General features: G+C 55.8%; 8 protein-coding genes. All 8 read left to right on the forward strand.

Annotated elements, in window-relative coordinates; translation table 11 throughout:
- From icmH to CKW30_RS15115, 8 genes are read left to right on the forward strand one after another with little or no spacing between them, the layout of a single operon-like run.
- Positions 1-876, forward strand: coding sequence for a type IVB secretion system protein IcmH/DotU (gene icmH / locus CKW30_RS15080; RefSeq protein ID WP_095181223.1), 876 nt, complete (start codon positions 1-3; stop codon positions 874-876).
- A gap of 14 nt (positions 877-890) precedes the next feature.
- Positions 891-4,430 carry a type VI secretion system membrane subunit TssM gene (gene tssM / locus CKW30_RS15085; protein ID WP_095181224.1) on the forward strand — a complete coding sequence of 1,180 codons (3,540 nt, stop codon included), beginning with the start codon at positions 891-893 and terminating at the stop codon, positions 4,428-4,430.
- Entirely contained in the window at positions 4,430-5,158 is a 729-nt protein-coding gene (locus CKW30_RS15090) for a PP2C family serine/threonine-protein phosphatase (protein ID WP_042608097.1), read from the forward strand. The genes tssM and CKW30_RS15090 overlap by 1 nt, the downstream gene beginning before the upstream one ends.
- Entirely contained in the window at positions 5,155-6,156 is a 1,002-nt protein-coding gene (locus tag CKW30_RS15095) for a serine/threonine-protein kinase (RefSeq protein ID WP_095181225.1), read from the forward strand. Before CKW30_RS15090 ends, CKW30_RS15095 begins: the two co-directional genes overlap by 4 nt.
- A gap of 28 nt (positions 6,157-6,184) precedes the next feature.
- A complete protein-coding gene (locus tag CKW30_RS15100; protein ID WP_095181226.1) occupies positions 6,185-8,221 on the forward strand; it encodes a type VI secretion system tip protein VgrG in 2,037 nt (678 codons plus the stop codon).
- 5 nt (positions 8,222-8,226) lie between these two features.
- Positions 8,227-9,246: a tetratricopeptide repeat protein gene (locus CKW30_RS15105; RefSeq protein WP_095181430.1), complete on the forward strand. Its 1,020-nt coding sequence runs from the start codon at positions 8,227-8,229 to the stop codon at positions 9,244-9,246.
- An 18-nt stretch (positions 9,247-9,264) separates the two neighbouring features.
- Positions 9,265-12,420, forward strand: a complete 3,156-nt coding sequence (locus tag CKW30_RS15110; protein WP_256584352.1) for a hypothetical protein — start codon at positions 9,265-9,267, stop codon at positions 12,418-12,420.
- Complete coding sequence (locus CKW30_RS15115) at positions 12,395-12,976, forward strand: hypothetical protein (protein ID WP_136493193.1); 582 nt, start codon at positions 12,395-12,397, stop codon at positions 12,974-12,976. The genes CKW30_RS15110 and CKW30_RS15115 overlap by 26 nt, the downstream gene beginning before the upstream one ends.
- The last annotated feature ends 232 nt before the right edge of the window (positions 12,977-13,208 follow it).

Raw genomic sequence — 13,208 nt, forward strand, 5'->3', positions numbered from 1 at the left:
ATGATCAAGGAAACGGATTACAACCAGGACGACAAAACCGTCCTGCTCGACCGTCAGGGCCACGGACCGGCATCGAGTCCGCTGACCGACTTCGCCGCGCCGCCGCGTTTCGAGCAACTGGAAGAACGCATGATCTACGCCGCGCGCCTGCGTCCGGCCGAGGCGTTCAACATCAGCCTCAACTCGCTGGTCGCGGCCTCGTCCGACCTGCTCTCGGAAGTGGTGCGCCTCAAGCACAGCGAAACCCGTGAAGATCTGTACGCTCTCAATGAGCGTCTGACCGCCGGGCTGAAATTGTTTGAAGTACGCGCCCTGCACAACGGCGCCGAAAGCAGCCAGGTAATGGCCGCGCGTTACGTGCTCTGCACCGTGGTCGACGAAGCCGTCGTGACCACGCCGTGGGGCAACGAAAGCGAGTGGTCGCAGATGAGCCTGCTGAGCAGCTTCCACAACGAAACCTTCGGCGGCGAGAAGTTTTTCCAGCTGCTCGATCGGCTGTCGAAAAACCCGGTCAAGCACCTGCCGATGCTCGAACTGATGTACCTGTGCCTGTCCCTCGGTTTCGAGGGCAAGTACCGCGTGCAGGCGCGCGGCATGCTTGAGCTTGAAGGCATCCGCGACGCCTTGTACCGGCAGATCCGTCAGTTGCGCGGCGACGTGCCGCGCGAGTTGTCGCCGCACTGGGAAGGTCTCAACGATCAGCGCCGCAACCTGGTGCGCATCGTGCCGGCGTGGATGGTGATGCTCTTTACTCTGGTCTGTCTGGTGGTGATGTATTCGGGCTTCGCCTGGGTCCTGAGCGAACAACGCGACACCGTTCTGCATCTTTATCAGCCGCTTGATCCAGCCGCGGTGCAACCGCAGGCGCAGCCGTAAAACAGGGACGTGTGATGAAAAAGTTTTTCAAGAAAGTCGGCGCCTTCCTGCGCCAGACCTGGGTCTGGACTCTGCTGCTGGTGCTGTTCGTGGCGCTGCTGGTGTGGTTCGTCGGCCCGTTGTTGGCGGTCGATGATTACAAGTTCTGGGAAAGCGCGACCTCGCGCCTGCTGACCATCAGCGTGCTGTTCCTGATCTGGGGCCTGACCATGGTCTTCGTCAGCTGGCGCGCCGGTATCCGCAAGAAAGCCGAGGAGGAAAGCGAGGACGGTCAGGACCGCATTCGCCGCGAAGAGCTGATCGACGAAGAACAGAAAGAGTTGAAGGCGCGTTTCAAGGACGCGCTGAAAACCCTGAAGACGTCGAGCCTGTATCGCGGTCGCAGCGAGCGCTGGCGCAGTGACTTGCCGTGGTACCTGCTGATCGGTCCGCAGGCCTCGGGCAAAACCAGCCTGCTGGACTTCTCCGGTCTGGAATTCCCGATCAACAAGATCGACCGCAAGCTGACCCGCGACACCCTCGGCACCCGTCATTGCGACTGGTATTTCGCCGATCACGGTGTACTGATCGACACCGCCGGGCGTTACACCACTCAACCGGACGCCGAAGTCGACGGCAACGCCTGGACAACACTGCTGGAGCTGCTGCGCAAGCGTCGTCGCGGTCGTCCGTTGAACGGCGTGCTGGTGACCATTCCGGTGGAAACCCTGACCGGCGGCAGCGAGCAGGACATCGAAACCCTCGCACGCCAGGTGCGCAGCCGTCTGCAGGATGTGCATCAGAAACTGCACGTCGACGTGCCGGTGTATTTGGTCCTGAGCAAGGCTGACAAGCTGCTCGGCTTCGACGAGTTCTTCGATCAACTGACCCGCGAAGAAAGCGATCAGGTGCTCGGCACCAGTTTCCGCAAGGATCAGGTCGGCACCGACGTCACGGTCCTGCGCAACGAGTTCGAAGAGCTGCTGCGCCGCCTGAACAGCCAAGTGATCATGCGCATGCACTCCGAGCGCGACACTCAGCGCCGTGGCCGCATCCTCGACTTCCCGCATCAGCTCGGGCAGATCGGCGAGCGCCTGTGCCTGTTCGTCGACATGGCGTTCACCGGCAACCGCTATCAGCGCGCCACGCAACTGCGCGGCTTCTACCTGACCAGCGCGCCGCACCTGACCCAGGAAATGGATTCGACCACCGCCGGCATCGGCGCCAGCCTGGGCATGAACGCCGGTGTGCTGCCGACTCTGCGCAGCGGTCGTTCGCGATTCATCCACCACTTGCTCAGCCAGGTGATTTTCCCCGAGGCCGATCTGGCCGGTCTGGACAAGCGCGAGCGCAGCCGCATTCATTGGGGCCAGCGTGCGCTGTACGTCGGCGCTCTGGCGGCACTGGCACTGTTCGGCATGCTCTGGGCCGGTGGTTTCTCGGCCAACTACGAGCGTCTGGAAAACCTGCGCACGCTGGCGCAGAACTGGACCCAGCAACGCTCGGCCGTGACGCCGCGCGATGACGCCATGGGCGTGCTGAAAGTCCTCGACACCAGCTACGCCGCGACCCAGGTGTTCCCGAACAAGAGCGACGTGTCGTACCACGAGCGTGGCGGCCTGTATCAGGGCGAAGAGATCAACCCGGTGGTGAAAACCGCCTACGAGCGTGAGCTGGAAGCGCAGTTGCTGCCACGGGTGGCGACCATGCTCGAGGGGCAGATCCGCGCCAACATGAAGGACCGCGATCGCCTGCTCAACAGCCTGCGCGCGTACCTGATGCTGAACATGAAGGATCGTCGCGACGCGGCGTGGCTCAAGGACTGGGTCGCCACTGACTGGTCGCAGCGCTACACCGGTAACACTGCGGTGCAGAATGGTCTGAACACGCACCTCGAGCGTTTGCTCAAGCAGCCGTTCATTTATCCGCTGAACGATCAACTGGTCACGCAGGCGCGTCAGGTCCTGCGCAGCGAGTCGTTGGCCAACGTGGTTTACCGCATGCTCCGCGAGCAGGCGCGCAACCTGCCGGACTACCGCTTCAGCCAGCACCTCGGCCCGCAAGGTTCGTTGTTCATCGGCACTGAATACGTGATCCCGGGTTTCTACACCCAGCAGGGTTATCAGCAGTATTTCTCGGTGCAGGGCGCGGCGCTGGTCACCGACATCCTGCGTGACAACTGGGTGCTGGGCGAAGGCGCGGGCATCAGCGACATGGATTTGCGTCGCCTGATGGTCGAGCTTGAGCAGCTGTACTTCCGCGACTACGCCAACTACTGGAGCGAAGCCGTTGGCCAGGTCGCACTGCCACCGATCAGCGACGCTGGCGAAGGCGCCGAGCAACTGGCGGGCCTGACTTCGGCCAACTCGCCGGTCCTCGCGCTGCTCACCGAAGTGCGTGAAAACACCCGCTTCGAAGCCGCGGCTGATCCGGTCGATGAAGCCGGCGAAGCCGCCGATGCGCTGGCCGGACAGAAAGGCAAACTGGGCAAGGTCGGCAAACCCGCCGCCGCTGCCGCCGACAAGGCTTCGGCGCTGAACGTGGCGAAGAACCTGCCGGACACCGCGAAGAAATCCCTGCAACGCCGCTTCGAACCGCTGCATCGTCTGCTCGACGACAACAACGGCCCGGGCGCTGACCTGACGCCAGCGTTCAGCGCGCTCAACGACCTGCAACTGCAACTGGCCGGTCTGGCCCGTTCCAGCACGCCGGAGCAAGCTGCGTTCGAGATGGCCAAGACGCGCATGAGCGGCCAGCGTGATGCGCTGACCAACCTGCGTAATGCCTCAGGTCGTTTGCCGCGTCCGCTGAGCGTGTGGTTCAACGTGCTGGCCGAAGACTCGTGGCGTTTGGTGCTTAACGATGCCTACCAATACCTGAACGGCCGTTATCAGAACGAGCTGTACAGCGTGTACGGCAAAACCATCAGCAAGCGTTATCCGTTCAGCGCCAGCAGCACCAGCGATGTGGCGATCAGCGACTTCCGCGAGTTCTTCCGTGCTCAAGGTACCGTCGACCGCTTCTTCGACAGCTACATGCGTCCATTCGTCAGCGGCGATCCGGGCAACTACCGCATGCGCAGCGTCGACGGTCACAGCCTGCCGGTATCGAAGGTCTACCTCGATCAGATGGCGGCGGCGCAGACCATTCGCCAGAGCTTCTTCTCGATCAACCCGGCCGAGCCGACCGTGCAGTTCAAGCTTGAGCCCTACACCCTCGATCCGGCGGTCAGCCGCTCCGAATTCAAGTTCGGTGACAAGACCATGGAATACCGTCACGGCCCGATCCTGCCAATGACCTTCAAGTGGCCGACCGATGCTGAAGACGGTCGCACCAGCCTGGTCATGGACAAGATGGCCGGGCGTCCGATCGGGATCGAGAAGAACTCCGGCCCATGGTCGCTGTTCCGTCTGTTCGACCTGATGCAGACCGAGTACCTGAACGGTCGCGACGTGCTGGTACTGAAAGCCGACGTGGGCGGCCTGCGCGCCAACTACCTGCTGACCAGCCAGCGCACGCCGAACCCGTTCGACATGGGCGTGCTGCGCACCTTCCGTATGCCGGTGCAGCTCTGATGCTGGTGGCCAGTCCCTGGCGCAGCGCGGCGCGTACCGACCCGGGCAAGGTGCGGGCGCGCAACGAAGATGCCTTCCTCGACTCGCCGCAGCATGGGCTGTGGGTGGTCGCGGACGGCATGGGCGGTCATCAGGGGGGCGACATCGCCAGCCAGTTGATCGTCGCCAGCCTGGCTGAGCTGCCGCAACACGAGGACTTCGACGAACGCCTCAAAGCCATCCGCCAGTGCCTGCACTGGCTGAACCGGCGACTGGGGCAAGAGCTGACGGTCACCGCCGGACGCCACGACAGCATCATGGGCAGCACCGTCGTCGCGCTGCTGGTGGAAGGCAATCGCGCGGCCTGCATCTGGGCCGGTGACAGCCGTTGCTATATGTGGCGCGGGCAGCGGTTGTATCAGCTGTCCAAGGACCATTCGCTGCAACAGCAACTGATCGACGAGCAGCAAATGAGCGTCGAACAGGCGGCAGCGCACCCGGCGGCTCAGGCACTCACCCGAGCCGTCGGCGCGGCCGAAACACTGACCCTGGATGTGCTGGAACTTGAGGTCTACCCGGGCGATGTGTTTTTGCTCTGCAGCGATGGTTTGTATCAGGGCCTGAGCAGCGATGCCCTCGGCAACGCCCTCAGCCTCAGCGCGCCGCACGTGGCGCTGGAACGTCTGTTCGACGGCGCCCTGCGTGGCGCTGCGCGGGACAACCTGACTGCCGTGGTGATCCGCCAATGAGTGAACTCGAATCGCCCATCGATGACCTGCTGATCAGCGAAGAGCAGGCCAACAACCTGACCTACTTCGCCTTCGCCAAGGGCAACCAGGCCGAACCGTTGCTGGCGCCGACCAAGGCCAGCATCGGTGCGCTGCCGGATGTACTCGCCGGTCGCTACCACCTCGAGCGTCTGCTCGGGGCCGGTGGCATGGGCGCCGTTTACCGGGCGCGGGATCTGCTGCATGAGCAGTTCGGCGATCCCGACCCTTACATTGCGCTGAAAATCCTCAGCGAAGAATTTGCCGAATCGCCGGACGCCAGTGCCTTGCTCTACAGCGAGTTCGCCCTGACCCGACGCCTGCGCCACGACAACGTCGTGCGTGCACACACCTTTGAAGTCGACACCGACTGCCAGCGGGCCTTTATCACCATGGAATACATGCGTGGCCTGACCCTGGACAAATTGCTCTGCGAACGGCCCCTCGGCCTACCGTGGAAAGAACTGCGCGACATCGTCCTGCCGCTGCTCGACACGTTGGCCTACGCCCACGGTCGCGGCGTGCTGCACGGTGACCTGAAACCGAGCAACGTCATGCTCAGCGAAGACGGCCTGCGCCTGTTCGACTTCGGTCTGGGGCAGGCAGAGGAGGGCATCTTGCCCGGCCTGCCGCACCTGAGCCGCGAGCGCTTCAACGCCTGGACCCCGGGCTACGCCGCCCCCGAACTGCTTGAGGGCCAACCATTGTCGGCCAGCGCGGACGTGTACGGCGTGGCCTGCGTGATCTATGAACTGGCGGGCGGCAAACACCCGTTCCGCCGCTTGCCCTCGACCCAGGCCCGCGACGAGCATCTGGAGCGCGAGCTGCGCGCCCCAGCGAATTTACCCCAGCACGGCTGGCAAGCGCTGCGAACCGCGCTGAGCTTCAACCCGGCAGAACGCACCATCACTGCCCAACAATTGCGTGACGCCTTGGGCGCCACTTCGTCCTGGCTGCAACGTCTGCGACTTCGGGCGTAACGGATGACATTCGAACAGGGAGCACACGATGTTCAACTCAGCTAACGAAACCCACTTCAGCCTCAAGGTCGAAGACTACGTCGGCGACCTGCAAGTGCTGTCGTTCACCGGCACCGAAGGCATCAGCCAGGCGTATCGCTTCGACCTCGAACTGGTCAGCGAAAACCCCGATCTGGACCTCGAACAACTGCTGCACAAGCAGGCGTTTCTGGCATTCGATCCACAGGGCTCGGGCATTCACGGGCAGATCTACCGCGTCGCCCAGGGCGATGCCGGCAAGCGCCTGACCCGCTACAAAGTCTCGATCGTGCCGCAACTGCAATACCTGCATCACCGCACCAACCAGCGCATCTACCAGCAGATGTCGGCGCCGAAAATCATCGCGCTGATCCTTGAAGAGCACGGCATCAAGAGCAACGCCTACAGCTTCCAGCTCAGCCAGCCGTGCCCGGATCGCGACTACTGCGTGCAGTACGACGAAACCGACCTGCATTTCGTCCAGCGCCTGTGCGAAGAAGAGGGCATTCACTACCACTTCCAGCACAGCGAAAAGGCCCACCTGCTGGTGTTCGGCGACGACCAGACCGTGTTCCAGAACCTTGGGCAGCCAACCGCCTACGTGCAGGGCAGCGGCATGGTCGCGGACGAGCCGGTAATCAAAGCCTTCAAACTGCGCTTGGAAACCCGCACCACGCGCACCACTCGCCGTGACTACGACTTCGAAAAACCGCGCCTGCGAATGGAAGCGGCGTACAAACCTGACGGCGACAGCACCGAGCCGGATCTCGAAGATTACGACTACCCCGGCCGCTTCATCGACCGCGCGCGCGGCAAGTTCCTCAGCCAGCGCGCCCTCGAACGCCACCGCGCTGACTACCGCCAGGCCGAAGGCCGCGGCGACCAGACCAGACTGGTCAGCGGCCACTTCATGGAAATGTCCGACCACCCGCGCAGCGAGTGGAACGACCTGTGGCTGCTCACCGAAATCTTCCACGAAGGCAAGCAGCCGCAAGTCCTCGAAGAAGGCGTAACCAGCGACACCACCGACAACAAGGACGACTTCCACCAGGGCTACCGCAACACCTTCCTCGCCACCCCGTGGGACGTGTTCTACCGCCCGGCCCTCGAACACCCGAAACCGCGCGTACTCGGCAGCCAGACCGCCATGGTCACCGGCCCAAAAGGCGAAGAAATCCACTGCGACCAATACGGCCGCATCAAAGTGCAATTCCACTGGGACCGCGAAGGCCAGGCCGACGACAAAACCAGCTGCTGGCTACGCGTCTCCAGCTCCTGGGCCGGCGACCGCTATGGCGCCATCAGCATCCCGCGCATCGGCATGGAAGTCCTCGTCACCTTCCTCGAAGGCGACCCCGACCAACCCCTCGTCACCGGTTGCCTGTACCACAAAGAAAACCCGGTGCCGTACGCACTGCCGGCGAACAAAACCCGCAGTGTGTTCAAAACGCTTAGCTCACCGGGTGGTGGTGGTTATAACGAACTTCGCATTGAAGACAAGAAAGGTGCGGAGCAGATCTACATTCATGCGCAGCGTGACTGGGATGAGAACGTTGAGCATGACCAGAAGATTCGCGTCGGTAATGAACGTCATGACACGGTGGTTAAGAACACCTACACCGAGCTGAAGGCTGAAGAGCACCGCACCACGATCTCTGACCGCAAGATTGAAGCGAAGCTGGATGATCACCTGACGGTTGGGCAGAACCAGCATGTGAAGTTGGGCACGGCGCAGCTGACCAGCGTGGGGAAAGAGATTCACCTCAAGGCTGGGGACAAGATCGTTATTGAGGCGGGGACAGAGCTGACCATTCTTGGGGGTGGGAGCTTTATCAAGCTGGATGGCGGTGGGGTGACGGTGGTTGGGCCGGTGATCAAGATCAATGCGGGTGGTTCTGCGGGATCGGGGACTGGCATCGGGATTAAACCGCCGGTGCTGCCGGGGGCGGCGGATAAGGATAAGGCGGGGAGTTTGATGGATCAGGCGTTGGGGAATGCGGTGCCTGAGAAGGTTAAGCCGAAGGCTTTTTTTGTGTTTTCCGAGTGATCGACATGAATGGTGTTTTGAAGAAGAGCAATGGCATCGCGATAGCGGTTTTCACCGCGTCGCTGTTGAGCCTGTTTCATGGCAGCGCTTATGCGGATGAATGTCCGTCCGAGGACTTTTCCCAGTTTCTGCCGGCGTTTTCTGCGAATGCTGAAACCCAGCAGCGTTTGACTGCGATGACGGTGAAGTCGCTGGTTTTGAAACCGGTGGGAGATCATGGGGTTTTTGAGCCTAAAACGATGGGGCTTACTAGCACCAATTTAGCGTTTCCGTTGATGGCGCCTGTAGGCGCGGACAAGACTGAAGGCGTAGAGGTTGAGGAGATTGACGATAATCATTTCAACGTAGTGGATAAGCGAGCAGGTAATAGCAACATCAAGATTTTTAATTTTTCTCGCCAAGCGTGTTGGGTGCTTGAGGGGGTTGAAGATTGGTCGATCAGTGAGAAAGATCTCGTAGAGACGAGCAAGCCCCGCATGAGCGAGGCAGAGAATTTTTGCTTTCAACGTGCAGAGGCCTTTAGAGGCCTAGGGGGGCTGGAGCAGTACCGACTCACAGGTGAGTTGTTTGAAGCTTCCTTGGAAAACTATCTATGCGCAGCCGCTTCCGGTGATCCCCAGGCTAGTTTGAATGCAGCAAGCTTGAGTCTTTCCGGAATGGCTCCGCAGTTGCAAACGGAGAAGGTTGAGCAGCTATTCAAGGCAGCAGCGACCACTCTGCCTGAGGGGGCGATGAGCCTCTCGTTGTTTTATTGCGATGGAAACAACATTTCCTCCAATGGCCCTTGCCAGCATCCAGCACAGGCCGAGGAAGCGCTGACGCAAGCGGCCCGTATGGGAAGTGCTTTTGCGATAAATGCACTCGGGCGTGCCTTTGAAACTGGAGAGCTGGTAACGAAGGACATGTCCCGGGCGGTTGCGTGCTACCAAGTGGCTGCCAAAAAAGGCAGCAAAGGGTCTATCGCACATTTGGAACGTCTAAATAAACAGACCGCTGAAATTACTAAAGCGAGCTATTGCTACTGATTATTGCAGGAAGCAGAAATGACAGAGCCACTAGATTTATCAAGTTACTATACGAGTGCTAACTATAGATATAAGGAAGGAGGAGATGGTTTCGTCGTAGAAAATGGCAAAAAAATCGTCGATTGCTCTCATATGGTAAACCTGTTGCTCACAGGCGCTGGATATCAAGTTCCTTACCAGAATACGGCGGGGCTAAATAGTGCAGCCGCACTTCAATACTATGATGTAATTAGTCCTGCTAATGTGAGGCGAGGAGATATCGTACTCTGGATTAACGTAATCTCTAATCGAGATAATAAAACGCTAAATCATACGGGTATCGTAGAGCACTATGATAGTACGCTGGACTCTCAATATGGTGAGTTTTTTGGGGCGCAAAGCTCTGGTCCAGCTACTGCAAAGTTTGGTGCCTATAGCAAAGCATATTTTTGGCCAGTCCCTACAAAATTTCTAAGGGTTAAGGAATCGACTCGGACGGGGGAAGGATCCGCACCTGCGCCCGCACCTGCACCTGCACCTGCACCTGCACCGGTAGAATCTACACCATTAATGAATTTTCAGTACCCGTTTAGAAAAGCGGACGGATCGCAATTTAAGGATGCTGAAGAAATCTTTAAAGCACTTGAGAGTGAAAGCTCAGGTAACTTTTTACTTGGGAATCATGGATTTTGGCATGGCGGTATTCATATCACGCATAAGACTGCTCCGCAGTGTGTGAGAGATGAACCTATTCGTTGTATTGGAGATGGTGTCGTCGTAGCCTATCGGTTGAATGAGGATTATTTAAAGACTGAGTTTGAAGGTTCGAGTACTACAGAGGAATTGAAGTACTCAAATTCATTCTGCCTTGTCAAGCACGACTATAAATCACCACCTAATAAAGAGGTCGTGCCCAATACTAGTAATGAACTCGTATTTTATAGCCTGTATATGCATTTGCTACCATACCAGAGGTACGCGGATGAACCAGAACAGACGGGCCATCAGAAAATAAAGATGATCGCAAGTGGGTTTAAAGCTCGAAGCGATGTTGCTGGTGCGACTGGCTGCATCGAATACGGTTCGATTTCTGCTGGAACTCAAATTGAAATACTTGAAGAGCACTCTGATCACATCCACGCGAAAGGCAAACTAATTAAAGGTACAGTAGGTGGACGCACGCCAGGACAGGATTTCTGGTTCGCCTACAAGCAAAACGGTGTTGCATACCCAAGAGGTGATGGCAGTGCGAGCTGGAAAGCAATAACTGCACCGGAGCGAAAGAAGCCAGATTATTGGAAGGGCAAGGTCAGAGCTATAGTTACCGGCTCTGGGCTTACCTTAAGGGTAGCCCCCTCACCGCAGAGTAACGGCGCTTTAGCTGGGGCTGCAATGAGACAGGTAAATAGTCTGGGGCAAAACGAAGATTTAGTACTTTGTACAAATAGCGTAATAGAATTTGATAGTGGGAAAGTTTTTAGCCTGAAGATTGGCTCTAAGTCATACAAAATGGCGGAATGTTGCTTCGTGCCAAGTACTTCTGGCACTGCAACCGGTTTGAAAAGCCATTCCACTCCTGTCCCAGCAACTTTTTGGGCTTGTGTTGAAAAGCCTTATGTTCAACTGCTTGGATTGATTCCTACGGAGTTTGACAAGGTCGTAGCTATGGATACGGCAATTAAGGCAGGTGACGTAATCGGCTTTCTTGGTTTAAATGAAACATTGGCAGGTCCTGATGGAGGGGTTTCGAGAAGTTATCAAGTCCATGTGGAAATTTTTTCGGCAGATCCGAGAATTGAGGATTTCTTGAAAAACAAGGCAGCAGTGAAGCAAGGAAAGCAATACTTGCACTTGCCAGCGAATACAACTTTGAAAAGTAAGCCCCCTCTAACTGGGGTTGTGACAATTTCGAATGAAACCTTTGTGGAGCTTGGGAAAACTGTTATCTATAAGGACCCTGAAGAGTGGTACGAAGTAACCGTAGTTGATGAATCAGAAAGCAAATCGGGTTTGCTCAAAAAAGAAGGGGCGGAGCTTATTGCTCAGCACGACTGGGAAAAACTAGGCTTTCGCGTCGTTAAGGAATCAAATTCAAATTCTGATGGTTTTCTGGATCCTGATGATATGCCAGAATTCTTCCAGACCTTATATAACGACTTGGATCGATTTGGTAACAGAGATCAAAAAGTCACTCCCGAAGATTTCCCGATTGCACTCAAGAATATTGAGTTCAGGGATCATTGGTCAAAGCTCATTGCATATCACCCTACGGAGTGGAAATCTAAGTCGGACTCTTCCAAATGGGCGCGGCTGGATACATTGCTGGAGAATTACCCATCTGTTCTAAATCACGAAAAAGAACGAATAGATAGTTTAATATTTTGGGATGATTCAGTTATACAGTCTAAAGGCTTAGGTGATGGCGTTTTATGGCATTTTCATCCAATTGCATTTCTTGGTAATCAGATCGGTAGTCGCGGAAAAATAAAGATCACCGTCGAGATGTTAAAAAGGGTATTTGAAGGACTAAAAAATACCTCCGAACAAGATGTCTTATTGGCGGAAGTTGCCACCCAGCTAAATGAAAACTGTGAAAGATATAAATTAGATACTCCGTTGAGGTTGAGTCACTTTTTTGCTCAGGTAAGGCAGGAAATTGGATCGAAGTGCGCGGTGGTAGAGGACTTTACCTATGGAGTGCCTGGCCTAAAGGGTACATTTAAGTATTTTAGGGATCACCCTGATGAAGCAACACTTTATGGATATCCAGGATCTAATAAATATGTGTCTCACGAAAATCAGATCGCGATAGCGAATCGAGCATATGGCGGGAAATTAGGTAACGGCAATATATCGTCTGGTGAGGGGTGGAAATATCGTGGTAGAGGTCTTAAACATTTAACGGGTAGAGCAAACTATCAAGCCTTTAAGGATTATCATAAAACGTTCTGGGATGAAGAAGTTGATTTTGTTGGTCAGCCGGATATCTTGCATACACAGTTTAAATACTCTGTTCGTTCGGGTGTTTATTTCTGGCTTAAAAACAATATTTTTGTAGAAGCGGATAAGGGTGATGCGGACGAAAACGTAGATGCTGTTACTCGTATTATTAACAGAGATACTGATAGTTATGATGAACGTCGGAAGCATTTCCAGAGGATATATAAAAATGAAAAAATATTTGAAACTGTCTAAAATTCGTTGCATTTTTGCGATGGTCATAAGCTTGGTCGTATCCAATGTGTTAGCAGATGCGGCACCTACATTGAGTGAGTTTCATCCAGCGGTCGTGGCTTCAGTAGGAGAAAAAAAGATTGCAGTGTTCTTTTTAAAAAATAGTCTGAAAAAACTGGTGAACGGAGAGTATGTTGCTGACGCCGAAATATATTATTCTCCGATTGGTTCAGATAAAACATTTTTCAAATATGTTTGGAAAGTTGAGGGTGATCAAATTGCCTCCGTCTTCTTCTACGATTGGAAATCTCCGGAGCGACGCGGTAAATCAATGTATGTCTTGGTGAAGAGCAAGCTGTCTGACTCCGCGTTTGATGGTTTTTCGTATTCAGTCATGGAGCTTCCGCTCAGGGTCGATGGTGAAAACGCTTCATTGCTCTATTTCACAGGTGACCCATCTGATCCAGCTTTGGAAAACTGCAAGGATGGAAAGGACTTAGTTTCTGGAGCGAAGGTGGTTTGCAGTTATAAAGACGCTGCAAGTATTAAAAAATATTTTACCGCGCAGGATAAATGAAATTTCGAAGTCGCATGGGGGTTCGGCTTTGTTAGTTTCGTGCGATGGCTATTTTATCGTTGAGCATGAGTAAATCTGCCCCGTTTGGGTGAAATGGAGACATGGGTGAAATGGGGACAGTGAAATGGGGGCAGACCACGATTTTAGCAATTACCCGAAAAACGCGGTCTGTCCCTTTTTTCTTTTATGGTCTGTCCTCTTTTTCTTTTAGCCTGTTATCAAATGGCGGCTG

The sequence above is a fragment of the Pseudomonas sp. Irchel 3F6 genome, from assembly GCF_900187595.1.
In the GTDB taxonomy this organism is placed as follows: Bacteria; Pseudomonadota; Gammaproteobacteria; order Pseudomonadales; family Pseudomonadaceae; genus Aquipseudomonas; species Aquipseudomonas siliginis.

Coding starts and splice junctions, on each gene's coding strand:
- CKW30_RS15110 (WP_256584352.1), top strand. CDS start 9,265: ATGACAGAGCCACTAGATTTATCAAGTTACTATACGAGTGCTAACTAT.
- icmH (WP_095181223.1), top strand. CDS start 1: ATGATCAAGGAAACGGATTACAACCAGGACGACAAAACCGTCCTGCTC.
- CKW30_RS15105 (WP_095181430.1), top strand. CDS start 8,227: ATGAATGGTGTTTTGAAGAAGAGCAATGGCATCGCGATAGCGGTTTTC.
- CKW30_RS15090 (WP_042608097.1), top strand. CDS start 4,430: ATGCTGGTGGCCAGTCCCTGGCGCAGCGCGGCGCGTACCGACCCGGGC.
- tssM (WP_095181224.1), top strand. CDS start 891: ATGAAAAAGTTTTTCAAGAAAGTCGGCGCCTTCCTGCGCCAGACCTGG.
- CKW30_RS15095 (WP_095181225.1), top strand. CDS start 5,155: ATGAGTGAACTCGAATCGCCCATCGATGACCTGCTGATCAGCGAAGAG.
- CKW30_RS15115 (WP_136493193.1), top strand. CDS start 12,395: ATGAAAAAATATTTGAAACTGTCTAAAATTCGTTGCATTTTTGCGATG.
- CKW30_RS15100 (WP_095181226.1), top strand. CDS start 6,185: ATGTTCAACTCAGCTAACGAAACCCACTTCAGCCTCAAGGTCGAAGAC.